Raw genomic sequence first — 18,853 nt, 5'->3', positions numbered from 1 at the left:
TGAGTTTTTTTTCGAATCTCATAAACTCGCTCTTCGATTTAGAAAAAATCCCTCTTCGAGACAATTCATGTTTGTTGGACAGCTCCATCAAGTGAAAGTGGAAGAGCTCCTCTACTGGGGGGTGCGGCTGCTTTGGGCGGCAGCGGCAGTGCTTTTTTTGGGGATCTACCTGTTTTTCAAGCTATCCAGTTCAGATTTCGAGTGGAGTGGGGCGCAAGCTGATCCCGGAAGAGGCCAGGGGGTGGCGGGCTATGAATCTATCGGAGGGGGCCCCTTATCTCTCAATGCGTCGCGCTCCTCTCAGTTCATCCCTCGTCTGGGAAGCGAGCTGCTCCTTCTGGGACGGAATACGCGGCCCGATGCTCACCAGACAGAAACCCTTATGCTTCTAGGATCTAAGGCAACCGGCGAAGAAAAGTGTGTAAAAGTAGGCGAAATCGTTTATCTTAGTGAGCTCGATAAGGAAAAAGATGGGAAAAGAGGGCTCCGCTTTAGTGGAGATGCCGCCTCGATTTGGGTGAAACCCATCGCAATGAATAGGCATAGTGTGACATTCGAAGTCTACCGCTTTCTGCAAGATGAACAAAAAGAGGAGAGGAGCCAGCTCGTGCTCTCTCCAGTAGATGAAATACAGAGAAAGCGCTCGATCTCTTTAAGCCAGAAGGATGAGACTCCGTATGCAAAAGCGGCAAAAGAGGCGAGGCACTGGGGAAAGGACCGCCTTCTAGAAGTGTATGGAGGGGATGAGTACCGACGGCTGAGAGAGAAGGAGAAGGTTCAATTCGGGCAGGATGAGGCGGGATCTGTATTCTTTGTCTCTTCGGGAGATCTCTTGGCTTGGGATGAGGGCAGATGGAATAAGGTCTCCTCTATTTCAGAGGTCTCTTCTTCGCAGCCTCTAGTTCAGATTAAGAGCGCTTCTCCACGAGGAGTGGAGGCGGAGCTCTGGGACGAGACGGGGTTTTTCAACCTTCCTCTAAAAATCTCCCCTCCTTCTGGAGGAAGCAAGTCACCTGGAAAAGAGACTCCCCTCTTTTCTGCAATTCGCTTAAGAAATGGGACGCAGGTGAGCTGCATCGCAGGAAAGAGACGCATGGTTCTGCGCGAAGGAGACTGGCTATTAAAAACGGCTTCCGGTTGGCGAAACTTAAAGAAAGCGGAGCAGATCGAAGATTGCATCCACCACAAACTACAGGGAGAGTTGTTTATTTTTGACGGATTAGAAACAGCAGCTGGAAAGACTCTGCTAAAAGGACATCTTTTTGACCCGATGCGCTCTCAGATGCAAGTGGTCTCTTTTCCTGTTTCTCCAGATAAGAAGACAACCAAATCCAAAGAGAGGAGGGGACGTCGATGAGAGTTTTCGCTGCCCTTCTAATGCTTTTATCTCTCTTCTCATCGGGCTTTGCGGCGAGTATCGAAGAGAAAAAAGCGCAGAGTATTCAGAAGAGAGAGGGCTCATCTTCAGCATCGGATCAGCTTCTTCAAAAGGTCAACCACGACCTTCTAGATCTACGCGCCCAGCTTGAACTCTCTTATCTCAAGGCCTCCGAGCTATATAACAAAGAAGCCCATGCAGAAGAGTACTCGATTCTCCTTTCGCAAGTGAGCGCGCTTAAAGCGCAGATGCTCGCCATTGAAGAGAAGTGGAGAGAGGCCTCTGTATCTGATGCCAAGGGAGAGGAAGAGGGGTATGCGCTCTGGGACCAAGAGGAGACAACCCTCGGACAGCTGATCATGGAATATGGCGCGATGGACTACCTCTACATCGTTCCTCCAGAGATGGCAGCTTTAAAACTCAACATGCACTCCAACATTCCCATTCCTCGTGAATCGTGGAATGAGGTGCTCGAGATCATCCTTTCGCACAACGGGATTGGAGTAAAAAAACTCAACCCCTACGCGAAGCAGCTCTTTCTACTAAAACAGGATCCCTCTTCCATCAAGAATATCGCTGCCAATCCCAGCGACCTGCTTCGAATCGCCCCTCACTCTCGCGTCTTCTACCTTCTCTCACCTCCTGTAGAGCAGGCGAAGAGCGTCTTTCAGTTCTTAGAAAAATTCGCCGATATCAAGCAGAGCTTCGTCTATCAGATCGGTGGAAAGATCGCGATCGTCTCCTCGAAAGAAGAGGTGGAGAGGATGCTCTCCCTGTATAACACCGTATGGGATGGCAATAAAGGCAAGGTTTCTAGAGTTGTTCCTATCGGTAAAATGGGCGTGAAAGAGATGGAGAAGATCCTCTCCTCCTTCTTCTCCGACTCACTAGATAGAACGAGAAATCCATTTGGAAAGATTGAAGGAGATGGATTGACCGTTCACACCTTAAATCAAGGAAGAGCGCTCATTCTCGTTGGATCGCAGGCTGTTGTCGATCGCGCAGAAAAGATCATCAAAGAGACGGAAGATCAGCTGCAGGACCCCTCCGAAATGACCGTCTTTTTATACTCGTGCCGCCATAGCGATCCTACTGAACTTGCAAAGGTTCTGGATAAGGTGTACACCTCTCTCCTCTACGCAGCTCCAGAAGGAGAGAGCGACAGCTACGAAATTAATTATGCCCTGCAGGGACCTGGAGTCAGACCTCCAGACGGCTACGCGCCGAATCCTCCCGCTCTAGCCAATCCTCCTCCTCCTGCACGTCCTTCTATCGTCTCCCATCTTGAGTATGAGCAGGGAGGTTCGGACCATTTTATTGCCGATCCAAAAACCGGAACGATTCTGATGGTCATCCGCAGAGATACTCTGCCTAAAATCAAAGAGCTTCTGCGCAAGTTGGACATCCCTAAAAAAATGGTGCAGATCGAAGTGCTTCTCTTTGAAAAGAGATTAAATACTAACAATAGCTTTGGCCTTAACCTACTCAAACTCGGCACGAAGTCTAATCATGTGAAGTACACATCGGCAAACGCTCCTGTAGGAAGAGGCGTTCTAGACTTCTTTTTCAGTGGAAAATCCTCTAAGCACTTCCCCTCTTTCGACGTCGCTTACAACTTCCTCTTAAGCCAAGAAGATATCCAACTGAATGCTGCCCCCTCTCTGATTACAGTTAACCAGACGCCTGCCACTATTGCGATCACTGAAGAGATCTCGATTAATAATGGCGCTGCACCAATCGATACGAATAAAGGGATCGCATTTGAGAAGTCGTTCACTCGAGCTCAGTATGGAATCACGATCGTTCTTACGCCAACAGTTCACCTTCCAGATAATGAAGAGGAAGCAGAAGAGGGCAAGGGCTTTGTCACTCTTCAGACCGACATCACCTTTGATACCACCAAACCCAGCCAAGATGATAGACCGCTTGTAGACAAGAGGCATATTCAGAATGAGGTGCGCGTAGTTGATGGGCAGACGGTTATCTTGGGCGGGCTGCGGCGCAAGTCGAGCCTCGATACAGAGGAGAAGCTTCCCTTCTTTGGAGATCTTCCAGGGATCGGAATGCTCTTTGGTTCGACAAAACTCATCGATCACAGCACAGAGATGTTCTTCTTCATCACGCCAAAAATCGTCCAAGATCCCAAAGAGGAGCTCGACCTGATACGCGCTGAAGAGTTGAAAAAACGCGCAGGCGATATCCCAGAATTCCTAGAGAAGGTGGTTGAGGCGCGCGACAAAGAGAAGAGAAAATTCTTTAAAGAGAGTCTGAAAACCTTTTTCACAACAAAAAGATGAGCTCTGAAACTGCCTGGGAAGAGTTAACTAGTTGGGCGAAAAAATTCGGAGTTGAGTGCAGCTCCGATCTCTCTCTCTTTCCTCTTGTTCAAGAAAAAAAAGCGCTTCTTCCCTACGCCTTTGTTAAAAAACATCAGATTCTTCCCGTCGCCGAAATGGAGACCCATTTCCTGGTAGCGACCTCAGATCCTCTCGATTTAGAGGCTCTAGAAGAGGTGCGCGTGCTTCTCGGTAGATCTATTCAGGAGCTCGTCACTCCAAGAGGAGTGATAGAGGAGGCGATCGAGCGCTGCTACCACCAGAAAGAGAATGAGGCGTCTCAGCTCATCGCGAGCTTCCAGGGCGGCCCAGAGAGCGGACAAGTCGTCGAAGCTGAGGGGTATGATCTGCTCGAGCAGCGCGGAGACTCTCCCGTCGTGCGCATGCTCAACGCGATGCTCTTAGAAGCGATTGGGCAGGGATCATCCGATATCCATTTTGAACCTCTAGAAACCGGCCTAGGCGTCCGCTACAGAATAGATGGCGTGCTGCAGATGAGACACGCTCCTCCAAAAGAGTATCAGTCACAGCTGATCACGCGCATCAAGGTGATGGCAAAGTTAGACATCGCAGAGCAGAGGCTTCCACAAGATGGCAGGATCAAGCTGCGGATGGGAGGCCGGCAGATCGATTTTCGCGTGAGCACAGTCCCTGTTGTTTATGGCGAGAGGATCGTCCTTCGTATTCTCGATAAGAGCAATGTCGTCGTCGGCTTGAATAAGTTGGGAATGAGACAGGAGATCTTAGAGAGTTTAAAAAAGCAGATTGCACACAGCGAGGGGATCGTCCTCGTCACAGGTCCAACGGGAAGCGGTAAGACAACTACACTTTATAGCGCCCTCTCAGACATCAGCTCTCAAGAGGTCAACATCATGACCATCGAAGATCCTGTGGAGTATAAACTTCAAGGGATGGCTCAGATTGGTGTGAACTCCAAAATTCACCTCACCTTCGCAACAGGCCTAAGACATATCCTGCGTCAAGATCCCGACGTCATCATGATCGGAGAGATCCGCGATAAAGAGACAGCGGAGATCGCCATTCAAGCGTCGCTCACAGGGCACCTTGTCTTAAGCACGCTACATACGAACGACTCTCCCTCAGCACTCACTCGCTTAGTGGACATGGGGATCGAGCCCTATCTCCTTACCTCCTCCGTTCTCGCTGTATTAGCACAAAGGCTTGTGCGTTCCATCTGTCCAGAGTGTCGCTACTCATACACCCCGACCTCTGCAGAGCTTGTGGAGCTGGGTTTAAATGAACAGGAGCATCGCAGTGCGTTTTTTCATAAAGGAAAGGGGTGCGCCAGCTGTTACGGATCGGGCTATAAAGGCCGCCTGGGAATTTACGAGCTCATGCTCATGAGTCCATCGATAAAGAGGCAGCTGCTGAAGAGCGCGGATGCCGAGGAGCTGCGCAGGATCTCTCTTTCTCAAGGAATGACCAGCTTGAGAAATGAAGGGGCCCTCCTCGTGATAAGAGGAGCCACAACAACCGCAGAGGTGCTGCGCGTGACGCGCGGCTGTGAAGAGGAGGTCGTGTAAATATGGCCCTCTTCCGCTACCAGGCCCTCACTCAGAGCGGTAAGAAGATCGCTGGCGTCATCGATGCCGACTCCTACGCCCTTGCAAAAGAGAAGCTGCTGAAGCAGCAGATCATGCTCGTCGAGCTGGCGATGCATGAGAAGAGGGAGATCGTCGTAGATCGCACCCTACTGCTAACCTTCACTCGAGAGCTGGCTCAGCTACTTCAAGCTGGCCTCCCTTTGTACGAGAGCCTGCTGACCATTGAAGAGAAGTATCGGAGTCACAAGTGCCATCCCCTCTTTTTGGATCTCTGCGACAGGCTGAAATCGGGAACCTCTTTTTCTGCAGCGCTCTCTCGCTATCCGAAGAGCTTCGATAGCATCTATCTGGCTCTAGTTAAAGCAGGAGAAGAGGGGGGCTGCCTTGAGACTGTTGTCCATCAGCTATCGCAGCTCATCGCGCGTCAGCAAAGGCTGCGCAAACAGCTAATTGCGGCGCTTACCTACCCAGCCATCCTTTTTGTTTTCTGCCTTCTAGTCACGGTAGGACTCCTCGTCTTTGTGGTCCCATCCCTTCAAGAACTATTTGAAGGCCGCCAGTTGCACCCCGTTACGCAGCTTGTTCTTGGACTCAGCAACTGGGTGAATAAATATGGTCTGCTGTTTCTTGGGCTGGTGAGTATAGCATGCGTCGGGATCGCGGCATTTTTTCGCTCAGATAGGGGCAAGACCGCCCTGCAAAAGGGACTTATGAAGATCCCCTTCATGCGCATGCTGCTTTTAAGATCTTCACTCACGCGCTTCTGTCAATGCTCATCGCTTCTGATCGTAGGCGGGCTTCCCCTTCTAGATGCGCTCAGGCTTTCTCGCAAGTCGATGAAATTTAAGCTGCTTGAAGAGGTAGTCGAAAGAGCTGAGATGAGAATCATTGAAGGAAAATCTTTAAGCGCCGAACTTAAACGCTCTCCACTTATTCCCTCCCTTGTCGTCCGCATGCTGAGCATTGCAGAAGAGACTGGCAAGATGGGCCATATCTTTACAAAGCTAGCCGAGATCTATGACGAGGAGCTCGAAAAAAATCTTATGCAGCTCTCCGCCTTTCTCCAGCCGGCACTTCTCATGACCCTCGGCGCCATCGTCGGCCTCGTCGTTCTCTCCATCCTTCTCCCCCTCACCGACGTCAGCTCCTTCCTCTCCTCCTAACAAAAGAAAAAGATCGGGCACGTTCACGAGAATCCGGAAAGTTACCCAGGAATTTCCTAATCTTCTCCCGCTTCTTTCGTGTCCCCTCTTTTGCTTTCGTGAACGTGCCCGTGTGCGTGCCCGCGCCCGATCTTCTTCCCTCTTCCCTCCCTCTTCCCACTCTCTTCTTCCAAAAAGAGGGGGGCATGTGTATGCTATGGAGGCTTAGCCTGAGGTGAAACCATGCAAAAGAGAAAGAAGCAGCCGCTGACGCTTTTAGAGATCATGATCGTGATCTTTTTAATCGGACTAATTGGAAGTGTGATTGGATATAATATGAAAGGGAGCCTCGATGAGGGCCGCTATTTTAAAACTGAACAATCCGCTAAACAGATCCGCGAGCTTCTCCTTCTGGAAGTAGCTAAAGGTGCATCGATCGACGATGTTGTCTCCGACCCAGAGTTCTATCTAAGAAAGACCGGGATAGTAAAGGATGCTAAAAAAATCTTGAAGGATGGCTGGGATAATCCTTTTAAGATCGAAAAGAAGTATACCGACGACATCAAGGTTACAACTGCCAAATTTACAGAGATGCGCTCCAAAAAGAATAAGAAGCATGACGGAAAAGAGAAGGCAGATAGCGAAGATGGCGATGAGGGGTAAGAGACCCTTCTCCCTTCTTGAAGTTATTCTTTGCATCGCAATTTTAGCGATCATCTCCGGTTTTTTGGGTGTCGAAATCAAAGATACGATCAACTACCAGCGTTTCGAAAGCTCCGTTGCGGGGTTTGTATCCGATCTAAGAAGAGTTCAGGCGCTTGCCCTGAGCTACCAGGGAGAGTTTAATCTTACACTTGTCAAGCATGAGAATGGGTATGCCTATGCCTTTTTCTCCGATGAGCCGAAGGAGATGGTTCGCAAACTGCCGAAGGGAACTCTCCACGGGGTTAAGTCGATGCATCTGGACAATAGGCTGCAAGAGAAGGTGTCGATTACCATTTTTGCAACAGGCAGGGTCGAGCCCTCTAAGAAGTTAAAAATCGGGACAGATTCCAGAACTCTTGCTCTTGACCTCGGCTCCCCTCTTAAGTTAATAGAGATGAAACACGAGGAGTCGTGATGCATCTTTCAAGCGCAGCTTTTACCCACCAAGGAAAGATCCCCTCGAAGTACACCTGCGAAGGAGAGAACATAAACCCTCCCCTTTCGATTAAAGATGTCCCATCACAGGCTAAAAGCCTCGTTCTCATCATGGATGATCCAGACGTTCCTGAATTTGTTCGCAAGGATCGCATGTGGGTGCACTGGGTAGCCTTTGACATGCCCCCGACATTGAAAGAGATCAAAGAAAATAGCCCAGCACCCGGCATCTCTGGAAAAAACACCGGTGGCAAACTCGGTTATCAAGGCCCCTGCCCTCCAGATCGCCAGCACCGCTACTTCTTTAAACTCTACGCATTAGATTCTCTTCTCTCTCTTCCTCAAGGCTCGACCAAGCAGCAGGTCGAAAAAGCCATGGAGGGACACATCCTCTCTTCTGTTGAACTCATCGGCACCTACAACAAAGCAGCTAATTGTTAGTTGTTGACAAACAATTAATTTAATTAGTAGCGTCAGGTTTGGGTATAAATCTTTATTTTAACTCCGTAGGGGGATGTATGATGATGGAGAATGCTATATTCCTGGCCAAAATTTTTGGGCCACTATTAGCTATCGTGGGCTTCTGGATGCTCACTTACTGTGACAATTGCAGCAAGGTGATGGCTTCTATGAAAGCTACACCAGGTGCTCACTATGTTTGCGGTGTAATGAATGTACTGCTCGGCCTTGTGATCATCTCGATGTATAACGTCTGGATGTGGCAGCCAGCACTGCTCGTAACTGTTCTTGGATGGTTTCTCTTATTAAGAGGCGTCAGCTGTCTCTTTTTCCCTCACTTTTGCATGAAGTGTTCGGCTTCAGACAAGTGTGGAATGAAAGTGTTATGTGCAATTCCTCTCGTTTGGGGACTTGCTCTCTGCTGGTTCGCATACTTAATGTAGGAAAAATATGGACATGATTAATCAAAAAGCTATCTGGATTGCTACAGTATTTGGTCCATTTTTGACCATCGTTGGCCTCTGGATGCTACTTCGTAAAGACGCGCTGATGAAGACCTATAGTTCGATCAAGGGAACACCTTGCGTGCTATACGTTCGTTCAACATGCAACATTTTTCTCGGCCTACTGATTATCAACCTATACAACATGTGGATGAGCAACGCTTTTCTGCTTGTTACGCTACTAGGTTGGGGCTTTTTAGTAAGAGGAGTTGTAACTCTTTTCGCTCCTCAATTTGCTGTAAAAGCTGGAATGTCAGATCAGAAAGTTCTCCGTGCGCGTGGGATCATCCCTCTCGTTTGGGGCCTTCTTCTGATGTGGCTCGCTTTCTGGAGATAAAATTTTCCTTAAGACTGTTCCCTCTTAATCGAGGGAACAGCTCTTGTCTCTAAACCTCTTATTTCCTATTCTGCATGTTAGATTTTCTAACGTGTTAAAATATTTTTTGAGGTTCTCCTATGCAAGCTCTTCTTCTTTTCGCATTTTCTCTCTTCTGTGCAACGGCACTGGTCTCAGAAGAGCCGCAGCAGCAGCTTGCGCTACCTCCCACAGTTGTTTCACTAAAACCGCGCCTTCCCCACTGGCGTCCGCAGATCGTACAGACCTACCCGAATGGCAATCCCGAGCGCGTCCTCTTTTTTGAAGCGAATGACAAAGATGAGAAGATCGCAGTTAAGCAGCAGAGATTTTATGAGAATGGCCGCCTGAAAAATGAGATGGATCTCACGACGGTAGCTGAAGGCTCAGCGGGATATGAGGAGTGGAAGAGCACGATTGTGCCCCATGGAATCAGCGTCTCTTTTTTCTCAAACGGCAAAGTTGAAAAGATCGCCACCTATGAGAAAGGGGTGATGAATGGAGAGCTCCAGATCTACTATCCAACCGAACAGCTCAGAGGCAAGGCAGCATATAAGAATGGACTGCGCGATGGGCCGATGATCTCCTATCACGAAGATGGTTCGAAAGCGGAAGAGGGCACCTACAAAGAGGGCAAACTCGTTGGAGAGTACAACCGTTTTACATCAAAGGGGGTGCGTGTTGCGCTTACTCCTTATGAGAATGGAGTTCCTCACGGAAATGCTCTTGAGTGGTATGAGAGCGGCGCTCTGAAGGCCAGCTACCAATATATGAAGGGCCTACTCCATTCCAATGGGCAGAATCCTGCGCTCATTGTTTATGGAGAGGATCGGTCGATTCAGGAAGCGCAAGATTATAAAGAGGGAGAGCCGGTCGGCACCCATTTTAAATACTACCCTAACGGAAAAGAGAGCTACAAAGTCGTTTATAGAAAGGGCAAAAAGCAGGGTAAGGAGCAGTTTTTTGCACAGGATGGCAAGCTGCTTGGAGAGGGCGAATACAAGGATGGAGTTAAGATTGGCAAACACTGGCGCAACCATGAGAATGGAAAAGCGGCATTCGTCGCCATCTACAATCAAGATGGGAAGCTGCTCGAGCCGATTGTCGAATATAGCTCAGAGGGGCAGAAGATTGCCGAATACTCGCTTATTGATGACCTTCGCGACGGCGCCTTCCGCGAGTGGTATCCAAACGGAAAGATAAAGACCGAGTTCTCCTATATCAAAGGGAAGTTTAACGGTCCGCAGAAGGAGTACTACGAAGGTGGACAGCTCAAGGTTAACACCTCATATAAAGAGGGCGTTCAAGATGGCGTCTATGAAGAGTGGTATGAGAGTGGCAAGCCAGCGGTCATCTACCATATCGCCAGCGGCATTAAGCAGGGCGAGTGCAAAGAGTGGTGCGCAAATGGACAGTGCCAGATCGAAGAGCACTACCAGAATGGCCTCCTAAACCAGATCAGACGCGAGTGGCACGAGAATGGAACTCTGAAGTTTGAGGGCGCGTTCCAGCTGGGCAAGAGAGAAGATCTCCACCGCGAGTGGAATGATAAGGGCGAGCTCATCTTTGAAGCGCGCTTCGAAAACGACCTTCCCCAGGGGCTGATGCGCACCTGGTACGCTAAAGGAAAGCCAAAAGAGTTTGCCGAGTTTAACAAGGGCAAGCAGCACGGTAAAGGCGAAGAGTTTTATGAAAATGGTCAGAAGCGCTCTATCGCTTTCTACAAAGAGGGGCAAGCCGACGGTCAGGTTCAGATCTGGCATGAAGATGGAACTCTCTGGCTAGTCAAAAACTACCGCATGGGTGTGCCTTGTGGAGAGCAGATCGAATACTTTTCAAAAGAGATGACAGAGAAGAAGCAGGCGCAAAAAGTTTCAAAACGCTACTTCTATAACGAGGAGGGCAAGCTCCACGGCGAGCAGAAGACCTTCTATCCCGATGGCGTTGCACAGACTCTTATCGTTTATGAAAATGGCGAGCTCCATGGAATGAAGGCGCTCTGGGACCCTAAAGGTAATCTGTTAGAAGAGTCGACCTACGATAAGGGTAGACTCAACGGGAGATTCTACGAGCTTACTCGCGATGGAAAGGAGATCATCTACAACTACAAGAATAACAAGAGACACGGACCTCACGAGGTCTTCTATGCGCCGCACGAGTTCTTCGGAAAGGTTAAAGCCCTCGAGGCGAACTTTGTCGATGATAAGGAGGAGGGGGAGTTCTGCGAATACAATGAAGCTGGCACAAAGGTTACTAGCACCTTCTACAAAGAGGGCATGAAAGAGGGCCCAGCCCAGGTTTTTGGAACGCAGGGCAATGTCATCATGCGCATCGAGTTCAAGAGAGATAAGAAGAATGGACCTGCCATTCAATACTTCCCAGACGGGAAGCTCTTCAAAGAGATCACCTTCGTCGATGATATGAAAGAGGGCGAGGAGAGGACCTACTTTGATACTGGCAAAGTCGGCTCTATTATTAACTACAAGAATAACGTGCTCGATGGGCCTTCAACAGAGTGGAATGCCCAAGGCGTGATCGTCTTTGAGGGCGAGTATAAGATGGGTAAGCGCCACGGCAAGTTTAACAAGTACTTTGAAGATGGCAAGCCGCGCCTCCTTCAAGTCTTTGTAAACGATGAGCTCCATGGCATCAAAAAGGCCTACGACGCTCAGGGCGCCTGCACCGAAACCCGTTACGATAATGGCCGCAAACTCTAACAAGTAAAGGGATCTTTTTTGGAGTGCGGCGACCCGGCGCCGCTTTTTTCGAGATCGACCTGGCGATTCGTCTAGCCGATGTTGAGAGAAGCGGCGCCGGGTCGCCGCACTCCAAAAGAGAGGTGTTTCCTAGATAGTTGCTCCCTTTGCTCTATTGTTAGGAGTTTAGAGGTTCGAACTCGTGTTCGGAGATAAGATCTTTTAGGCTTTCAGGAAGGCGAGGGTCGTGATAAAGATCCGCGTAGCTGCGGTGCTGGTGGGCATCGAGAGTGCCAGTGTTCATGCGCGTGCCTGCACTAAAGCGGTGCTTATCGAGCTCGTTGATTGCGCGCTCTCCGTCTGGGTTAAAGCGGAAGACAAAGGAGTGGGAGACCATCGGCGTGGAGGGAGGAAGCGCAGCTGTCGCATTTAGCTCTAGCGGCATGATGATCGAGAAGAGCAGTGTAAAATCCTGGAGATGGCGATCGGCCCTGGCAAAATATTGCAATAACGCGATATCTCCATGTAAGAGCTGTCTGAAGCTATTCTCTAGTCTATGTTCATTGCCAGTATCATCCATGATTACCGTTGCAATTCCCCGACCATCTATTGTCCCTCTGATCCCATAGTTTTTATATGACTCAGCCTCTTCATAGAATTTGCATTCGATCTGAGCGGTAAATCTTGCTCCACCCTCTCGACCGTGCTGGATGCTACTGCAGACTTCTGGGCAGAATTCCTCAAATTTCGTCGTAAGGAGCTGATCTAGCTGCTGCCTGCAAGCAGCTGCTGTTCTGGTAAGAGAGGCCTCTGAGGGAGAAAAAATCCAAGCGACAAAGATGCAGATGCGGTCGATTAGCTCGACGACGCACTCTGGAAGATAGTCGACGAGGCAGGCGCAGTAGCGCAGCTCTAGAATGGGAGGGATAGCATTCAGGTTGAATGGCACAGATAGTTGTGCAAGGGAGACGCGATCTAAAGCCGCATCATCGCCCTCGTCTCCTTCATGCTCTTGGACGAAGATCTCTGGAGATCCGGATCCCGAACCTACTGAACTTGCATGTGACATAATATCCTATTTTTTTATCTACCTGTAACCCGCACTAAGTTGAAGTCGGGATAAGCGCTGTCGAGATTGCTTTGATCCATTTTTTTTTCTTTTTCAGCCTTTGTCTCGTATGTTTCCCTCTTCTTTACAGGGGTAAAATCCTCTTCGGAGACAATATCTTTTAAAGCTTGAGGAATGAGACCACTTTTCTGAAAAGAGTCGTAGTCCCAGTGCTGATTGGTCTCGATATTGTGCATATTCCGCAGGTCAGTTGGCTTGATAACTGGTTCGACTGCGTTAAAGGCCCCCTCTCCGTTTGGATTAAAACACATGGCGAAGGAGAGAGAGTCCATTCTATCTCCGAAGTAGCGAGATTTTGTGAAGATTGTGAAGAGCAGGGTAAAATCCTGAACAAAGCGGTTGTGTCTGTTAACTTCTTTTGATAGGTGTGTATCGTAAAAGAGTCTTCTGAAGTTGCTCTCTCCTAAATGAACAGCTCCTCTCTCATCTATAAAACTTGTAGTCCCATCAGGATCTATGATTCCGGTGTGACTGGCGCTTTTGCAGCTCTCTGGTTTCTCATTGAATTTCAAAATGAATTGAGCAGCGTATCTGCCTTTTTCTCCATTTCGAAGCTTTGGACAGTAGTATTGAAAGCTAGTTGTAAGTGCTCGGTCCAGCTGTCCCAGGCAAGCATTATGTCTATTTATAAGAGAATTTAATGCAGGATCAAAAAATGAGGCGATGAAGATGCAGATGCGGTCGATCAGCTCGACGACGCTCTCGGGAAGATAGGCAGCCAGGCAGTCAAAGTAGCGGAAATTTGGAGTTTGGACAGGGAGATCCGGATACTCGTAGTAGCTGTGCTCTACCGAACTGGGTTGTTGCCCCGCTCGTTGTAAGGCTGTCATGATGGCTTGCTCTTGAGGGTTTAATTCTAATAATTATAAGTGAAATCTGGTTATTTTATAATAATTAAAATTAAATTTTGTGGTTATTCTACGAAGTTAATGCTCCCCTCCTTGAATATAAAGTGTCCCGCTTCGAGAACGATGTTAAAACCTTTTTGAGTGTATATATCGAATGAAGAAAAATTGTGGCATGAGAAGTGAGGCTCGTTTAGATGTCGATTATATAGAAATTTATTTAATGAGCCTGCGACCTCTTCATCCGCACCATGCCTCAGTTCAATGATCTCCAATTCGAAATAATTAAAGTTGGTCTCTTTGCCATAAGGGAGAATGTGAGTGTCGTAGAACTGTTTAAGATCTTGATGAAACCGTCCTCTCTCATCGTGTTTATAGGTGTATGATCCCTGAAATTCTTTAGGAAGAACGCCTGGGTTCTGAGAACGAATTACAATATGCAGAATCACATCGCGTACCGCGTCGTGATGCAGCGAGAGCCTCCAGGCCGTTTCTTGGATACCAAATGCATCGATAATCTGCTGACCGTTTTGGAGGTGGATAGCCGCAGCCTGCCTTGCAAAGGGCTCTTGCGATTCTAGCCGTCTAGAGGGCAAAACTTCTCTCCCCTTCTCTGGACTATAGCTGAAGCCGCGCACACTTCCGCTGATGCTCTGATCGGTGTGAGTAGTTAGTGTTGTCACGTCTAAATCAAAACTATGGATATCTTTGCCACCCGTTTTTCTAAGGGCATACTGAATAAAGCTCTCGATATCATGATGGAGAACATCACGAGGGACTGTTCTGTAGACGAAGACCCTATTGGTCGTGGAAGGTTCTTTGCGCGGGTCTTCAAGTGCTAACTTAATGTTCACGACGAGATGAATCTCTTCCGTAGAAGCGTCAAGCGGCTCCCAAGAGCGGACAAGATCATCTCTTGCGACGCCTAGCTCCTTGAGATTGCTCTGATGGATTGGATTAGCAAAGAGAGAGGCGATCCAACAGCAAAAAGATTCGAGGAGGTCGATGGCCCACTCCGGCAGCCATCCTTGAAGGAAGGCGCAGTAGTGGAGTGAAGAGGAGGGGGCGGGGTTCAACGGATCGAGAGAACTCAAGGTGGAGCCTCGGCGCTCTAGCGCTGCGTGTGAATGTGATTTTGCCGAGGCATGGTGAGGGCTTGCGGAGGCGCGAGCGGCACTCTCTAATTCAGATTGAGAAAGAGGAGGTGTTAGTTCTCGTGCTAAAAGAGGTGGTGCCATTGAAGTGTCTCCGCGGGTTTAAACGCGGAAATGTATAAACTTTTTTGGATTATAAATCCACCCTCGAAAAGCCTCCCCTCTTTGATTGAGCGGAGCGAAATTCCTGGAGTGCATATGACTTGGTCTAGCGTTTTGCAGACTAGAAGGAGTATGAAGAAAAAATAACAGGATCCGCTTCGCTGGCAGGATCGCCGCATGCGCGGCGGCAGGATAAGAGAGAGAAAAAGATTCTTTCTTTCTATCCTGCCGGCGCGGTTAGCGCCGATCCTGCCAGCGAAGCGGATCCTGTTTTTTTACTCTTGAAAAATCGGTGAAAGTCCAAAAAAGCTGCCAGCGGGATTTTTGCAATTACCTCTGGGGACCTCTTTTCGTTCGGTCAAAGAAAGAGAATATTCTTCAGGCTTTTTCTTGGGCGGGGAGGCGCTCTGGCTTGACCCAGCCTTCGAGGAAGGGAGGGATGTCATCAGGTTCTCTCGTCTCGTAATCCTCTTTGGAGTTAAAGGTGCGCGTATGGAGAGCTGCTCCATGGCAGCTGTAGTAGATGATTGTGCTATCCTCGTGCACTTGCATGACGCCAAATTTGAAATCGACGACCAGTTCATTGCGCTGCTCAACGAGTTCAAGCACATCATTTTCAAGCGCAAGCATGAGCGATTCTAAATTCCGATAGTTGTCTTGTGTAAGAGTTCTGATGCGAGCAACATGCTGAGGAAAACGGGGATTTTCTTTTTGTAGAACAACTTCGAGGTGGAGAGTAACTTCGCAGCTGAATGGCTGATCTAAATCTGTACGGTCATCAAGAAGATCAGCTATATTGCTGTGAATTTTACTGGCGATCTCTCTCTTCCAGGCCTCGAATATCACCCTTCGAGCTTCTCCTAATTCTCTTCTGATCTGAACCTCTGATAAAGCAGGAGCGGGTTCTGTGACGAACCAGGAGTAGACGAGAGCGCAAAGAGGCTCGAGCATGTCGAGCAGGCATTCGGGAACCCACCCCTCCAGACATCCGCTGAATCGCCGCGGTGCGGGAGCTGCATCTGGCTCCTCCTCTTCCGCAGGAGAAGCTGCTGCACTTGCAATCGTAGAGCGTGGGCTTGTCAGGGCTGTGCGCAGGTGCTGTTGTGCACTTCGCTGTCCAGAGTCACTCGAAATAAAGGGCGTTCCCTGCCTGCGGTGGCTGCCTTCGGTTAGTTTGTCCATGCGATTTTCTCTCCTGAAAAAAGAGAAAATATGAGCGAGTAGGGCTTAAATTCCAAGACTCAAAATTTATTCGTGAAAAACAGGCCCGCCATCTCCGCCAAACCTGGGGTCCGTTAAGATCTCCTGATATTTTTCTCTACTAGAGAAATGTTCAACTAGAAAAGGGCCCCTGGTTTGATCTGTTAGCGGACGATATGTGTATGAGAGTGCAGTTCCATCGACTCCGGCTTTAGGCTTGTGGAGTATCACACAGCTGAGTTGGAAATTAGTGCAGAGAGAGTCTGTTGAGTGCGCGGTTTTTATTTTATGGAATAGATCTATCATATTCTGATCAAAATCTTTACGCGTCTTCTGCGTATACGAAAGGTTTGTAGTGACAAACGGTTTTTCTGGCGTGCATTTCAACATGATAGAAACAGAGGTGGTAAACTCCTCCTCTTGGACATCTTTCTCTTTGAAATACTCTTTCCAGTAGGCTTTAAGCTCAACAAGAGCATCTTCAACCTGCATCAGATTGCGCAGAAGAAGCGCTCCCTCATCCGTAGGCATTAATTGGGCGGCCTGAATGCCCGCCTCTTGGAATAGAGGGGAGGAGGCTAAAAGAGTATCGGGAGAGCGAACTCCTCGGGTGGTTTTCTGATCGGAGAGAGTGACGGAAGGAGACTCGGGATCGAATTTGCATGTGACAAATTTTGACATGACCATTGGACGCCCAGCAAAAGACTCTTGAGAAACAGTCAAGAATGCCGTTTCAAAGTTCTCTAGATTATCTTCCGGTTTTTCTTGTGTGCGCAAATGACGAAGGATGTCGCGCCTTAGCTTCTCCCTGTTCTCATTGATGTAGAGCTTTGAGAATTTGATAAATTTGACCTGCTCATCTGGTAGATAGAGTTTGATGATCAGAGTGGCTTGGCAGGCAAATGGCGTAATTTTTTTGGTTCTTTCTGCAGACCTTTCTGCAAATTTAGAGTCGCGAATCCACTGCTCAGTGAGCTTGTCAACGCTATGCCAGAGCTGTTCATGAGCAGAAATGAGATCAGAAGCTTTTGATGCAGCAGGAGCTTCTGGAAAACATAGCTCGATTAGCTCTTTAAACCAGACAAGAACCGTGAAAATGCAGGAGGGTAGATTCGACTCTAGCCAGCCCCAGCAGCCAATATCGGACTCTTTTTTAATTGCGCTTTTGACGGGCGATTTGTGAGGTGTGCTGATGACATTGAATTCGGAATCCTCCTCTTTTACGTGGGGGGTGATCTCTTCTTCCGGTTCTTCAGCAGCAGCGCTATCTTTAGTCTCAGGAGCTTCGACTTCAGGTTCATCTTCTTCTAGTTCGTCTGTAGCTACAAATAGTTCTCCGGGTTTTGGCACGACAGGTTGAGCATCATCGAATACTTTCATGCTTGTGAGCGTGCTTCTGCCTGCCTCATCACCGAAGGAGATTTTTCTCTTGTGGCCAGGCTCGCTGGCTGGAGGAGAAGGGAGGCGGTCGGGGCCTTTGGATTCGAGCGGTAGAATTGACATAGTGCGCTTGGTGTGTAGAGTTTGCGAAATATTCTTACACTACAGCGCGAATTTGTGAACTATCTTTTTGATAGCTTCTGAAAAATCTGCTCTTCGATCTCTGCAGGGACAAAGTCGTGCAGTCGTCTTTTTTGGTGAGCGATCTCTTTGATGAGAGTGGAGCTGATGTGGCTGAGCTGGGGATCTGTGATGAGAAAGAGGGTTTCGATGCCGGAGAGCTTGCGGTTTGCAAGAGCGAGCTGAATCTCGCTTTCGAGATCCGCAGCAGAGCGAAGTCCGCGGATGAGAAGAGAGGTCTTCTTTCTCTTTGCAAAGTCGACAGTAAGTTCGGAGAAGCTCTCTACTTTTACAGAGGTTAGATTTTTAGTGAGTTTGCGCAGCATCTCCTCGCGCTCTTGAATGGTGAAGCTACTCTGCTTGGAGAGATTAGCAGCAATGCCAATGTGGAGCTCTTTGAAGAGAGGGGCTGCGCGTTTAATGATATCGAGATGGCCGAGTGTGGGCGGGTCGAAGCTGCCTGCAAAGAGTGCACTGTCCATAATTAGACATTATGAAACAGGCAGATATTGGTGCAAGATCGACCTGCCGAAGTGGCGTCTATCTTTGCAGATGAAGTGTTTGAGGGGGATGGGCTGCTTCTCCCACGGAGAGGGGTAGGCCTCTTCGATGAAGATATCCGCATGGCGCGCAAGCTCCATTCCGTCTAAAAGGGTGAGGAGTTCTGGATGGTAGGTGTTCTTCTCGTAGGGAGGATCGATGTAGATCAGGTCATACTTTTTTTTCATCTCTTCTAAACGGCGTAGAACAGTTTCTACATCTCCTGTGAGAAGTGTGGCCTGCTCTTCGAGTTTTAAAGCGCGCAGGTTCTCTTGGATGCAGAGGATAGAGCGTCTGTCGCTGTCGATGAAGGTTGCGTGTGCTGCACCGCGACTTAACGCTTCGATGCCGATGGCGCCAGAGCCCGCGAAGAGGTCGAGGAAGTTTGTCTCGACGATCCTATCTTTGCAGATGTCGAAGAAGGACTTCTTCAGAAGTCCAGTTGTGGGGCGCACGGGCGCTCCCTTCGGAGTTTTTAAGACGCGGCCGCGCAGCGCGCCGCCTAAGATGCGTAGTGACATAAAAAAATTTATTCCTCTGTGCTCTCCGTGGTAGAAAATCTTAGCAGTCTGATGATTTAAGCTCGAAGGGGAAGAATTTTTCCGGAATAAAAAACAGGATCCGCTTCGCTGGCAGGATCGCTGCTGACGCAGCGGCAGGATAAAAAAAATCCGAAGATCCTGCCGGCGCGGCTAGCGCCGATCCTGCCAGCGACGCGGATCCTGTTTTTTCTTTTTGTTTCTTTTTGC

17 protein-coding genes are annotated in these 18,853 nt (G+C 48.8%); 10 read left to right on the top strand and 7 right to left on the bottom strand.

The features are described from left to right. The first annotated feature begins 67 nt into the window (after nucleotides 1-67). The 10 genes from HYX48_00195 (at nucleotide 68) to HYX48_00150 (ending at nucleotide 11,595) form a co-directional block, all read left to right on the top strand. Complete coding sequence (locus HYX48_00195; GenBank protein MBI2742323.1) at nucleotides 68-1,357, top strand: hypothetical protein; 1,290 nt, start codon at nucleotides 68-70, stop codon at nucleotides 1,355-1,357. Next, the gene (locus HYX48_00190) at nucleotides 1,354-3,675 is read left to right on the top strand and encodes a type II secretion system protein GspD (protein ID MBI2742322.1); all 2,322 of its coding nucleotides are present in this window, start codon (nucleotides 1,354-1,356) and stop codon (nucleotides 3,673-3,675) included. The genes HYX48_00195 and HYX48_00190 overlap by 4 nt, the downstream gene beginning before the upstream one ends. Continuing rightward, the gene (gene gspE / locus HYX48_00185; protein ID MBI2742321.1) at nucleotides 3,672-5,258 is read left to right on the top strand and encodes a type II secretion system ATPase GspE; all 1,587 of its coding nucleotides are present in this window, start codon (nucleotides 3,672-3,674) and stop codon (nucleotides 5,256-5,258) included. The genes HYX48_00190 and gspE overlap by 4 nt, the downstream gene beginning before the upstream one ends. A 2-nt stretch (nucleotides 5,259-5,260) precedes the next feature. After that, nucleotides 5,261-6,442: a type II secretion system F family protein gene (locus HYX48_00180; protein MBI2742320.1), complete on the top strand. Its 1,182-nt coding sequence runs from the start codon at nucleotides 5,261-5,263 to the stop codon at nucleotides 6,440-6,442. A gap of 222 nt (nucleotides 6,443-6,664) precedes the next feature. After that, nucleotides 6,665-7,084: a type II secretion system protein gene (locus tag HYX48_00175; GenBank protein ID MBI2742319.1), complete on the top strand. Its 420-nt coding sequence runs from the start codon at nucleotides 6,665-6,667 to the stop codon at nucleotides 7,082-7,084. Then, nucleotides 7,074-7,541, top strand: a complete 468-nt coding sequence (locus HYX48_00170; GenBank protein ID MBI2742318.1) for a prepilin-type N-terminal cleavage/methylation domain-containing protein — start codon at nucleotides 7,074-7,076, stop codon at nucleotides 7,539-7,541. Before HYX48_00175 ends, HYX48_00170 begins: the two co-directional genes overlap by 11 nt. Continuing rightward, complete coding sequence (locus tag HYX48_00165) at nucleotides 7,541-8,002, top strand: YbhB/YbcL family Raf kinase inhibitor-like protein (protein ID MBI2742317.1); 462 nt, start codon at nucleotides 7,541-7,543, stop codon at nucleotides 8,000-8,002. The genes HYX48_00170 and HYX48_00165 overlap by 1 nt, the downstream gene beginning before the upstream one ends. 188 nt (nucleotides 8,003-8,190) lie before the next feature. Beyond that, on the top strand, nucleotides 8,191-8,463 hold the full coding sequence (locus HYX48_00160) for a hypothetical protein (GenBank protein MBI2742316.1): 273 nt from the start codon (nucleotides 8,191-8,193) through the stop codon (nucleotides 8,461-8,463). A 7-nt stretch (nucleotides 8,464-8,470) separates the two neighbouring features. Further along, nucleotides 8,471-8,860, top strand: coding sequence for a hypothetical protein (locus tag HYX48_00155; GenBank protein ID MBI2742315.1), 390 nt, complete (start codon nucleotides 8,471-8,473; stop codon nucleotides 8,858-8,860). Nucleotides 8,861-8,979: 119 nt separating this feature from the next. Further along, the gene (locus tag HYX48_00150) at nucleotides 8,980-11,595 is read left to right on the top strand and encodes a toxin-antitoxin system YwqK family antitoxin (protein MBI2742314.1); all 2,616 of its coding nucleotides are present in this window, start codon (nucleotides 8,980-8,982) and stop codon (nucleotides 11,593-11,595) included. A gap of 157 nt (nucleotides 11,596-11,752) precedes the next feature. On the opposite strand, the gene HYX48_00145 is transcribed toward HYX48_00150, so the two are convergent. The 7 genes from HYX48_00145 to rsmD all read right to left on the bottom strand — a co-directional run bounded on the left by HYX48_00145 (nucleotide 11,753) and on the right by rsmD (nucleotide 18,625). Next, nucleotides 11,753-12,643 (bottom strand): hypothetical protein, encoded by an 891-nt coding sequence (locus HYX48_00145; protein ID MBI2742313.1) that lies wholly within the window; start codon nucleotides 12,641-12,643, stop codon nucleotides 11,753-11,755. Between the two features lie 14 nt (nucleotides 12,644-12,657). Continuing rightward, nucleotides 12,658-13,533 carry a hypothetical protein gene (locus HYX48_00140; protein MBI2742312.1) on the bottom strand — a complete coding sequence of 292 codons (876 nt, stop codon included), beginning with the start codon at nucleotides 13,531-13,533 and terminating at the stop codon, nucleotides 12,658-12,660. A gap of 83 nt (nucleotides 13,534-13,616) precedes the next feature. Next, complete coding sequence (locus HYX48_00135) at nucleotides 13,617-14,786, bottom strand: hypothetical protein (GenBank protein MBI2742311.1); 1,170 nt, start codon at nucleotides 14,784-14,786, stop codon at nucleotides 13,617-13,619. Between the two features lie 396 nt (nucleotides 14,787-15,182). Next, the gene (locus tag HYX48_00130) at nucleotides 15,183-15,986 is read right to left on the bottom strand and encodes a hypothetical protein (protein MBI2742310.1); all 804 of its coding nucleotides are present in this window, start codon (nucleotides 15,984-15,986) and stop codon (nucleotides 15,183-15,185) included. A gap of 66 nt (nucleotides 15,987-16,052) precedes the next feature. After that, nucleotides 16,053-17,507, bottom strand: coding sequence for a hypothetical protein (locus HYX48_00125; protein ID MBI2742309.1), 1,455 nt, complete (start codon nucleotides 17,505-17,507; stop codon nucleotides 16,053-16,055). A 59-nt stretch (nucleotides 17,508-17,566) separates the two neighbouring features. Beyond that, on the bottom strand, nucleotides 17,567-18,049 hold the full coding sequence (coaD, locus tag HYX48_00120) for a pantetheine-phosphate adenylyltransferase (protein MBI2742308.1): 483 nt from the start codon (nucleotides 18,047-18,049) through the stop codon (nucleotides 17,567-17,569). A 6-nt stretch (nucleotides 18,050-18,055) separates the two neighbouring features. Then, complete coding sequence (gene rsmD / locus HYX48_00115; GenBank protein ID MBI2742307.1) at nucleotides 18,056-18,625, bottom strand: 16S rRNA (guanine(966)-N(2))-methyltransferase RsmD; 570 nt, start codon at nucleotides 18,623-18,625, stop codon at nucleotides 18,056-18,058. Nucleotides 18,626-18,853: the final 228 nt, after the last annotated feature.

This window comes from Chlamydiales bacterium, assembly GCA_016185065.1.
Taxonomy (GTDB): Bacteria; Chlamydiota; Chlamydiia; order Chlamydiales; family Rhabdochlamydiaceae.
The sequence above is the reverse complement of the archived record's forward strand: the minus strand, read 5'-3'. Positions and strand labels throughout refer to the sequence as shown.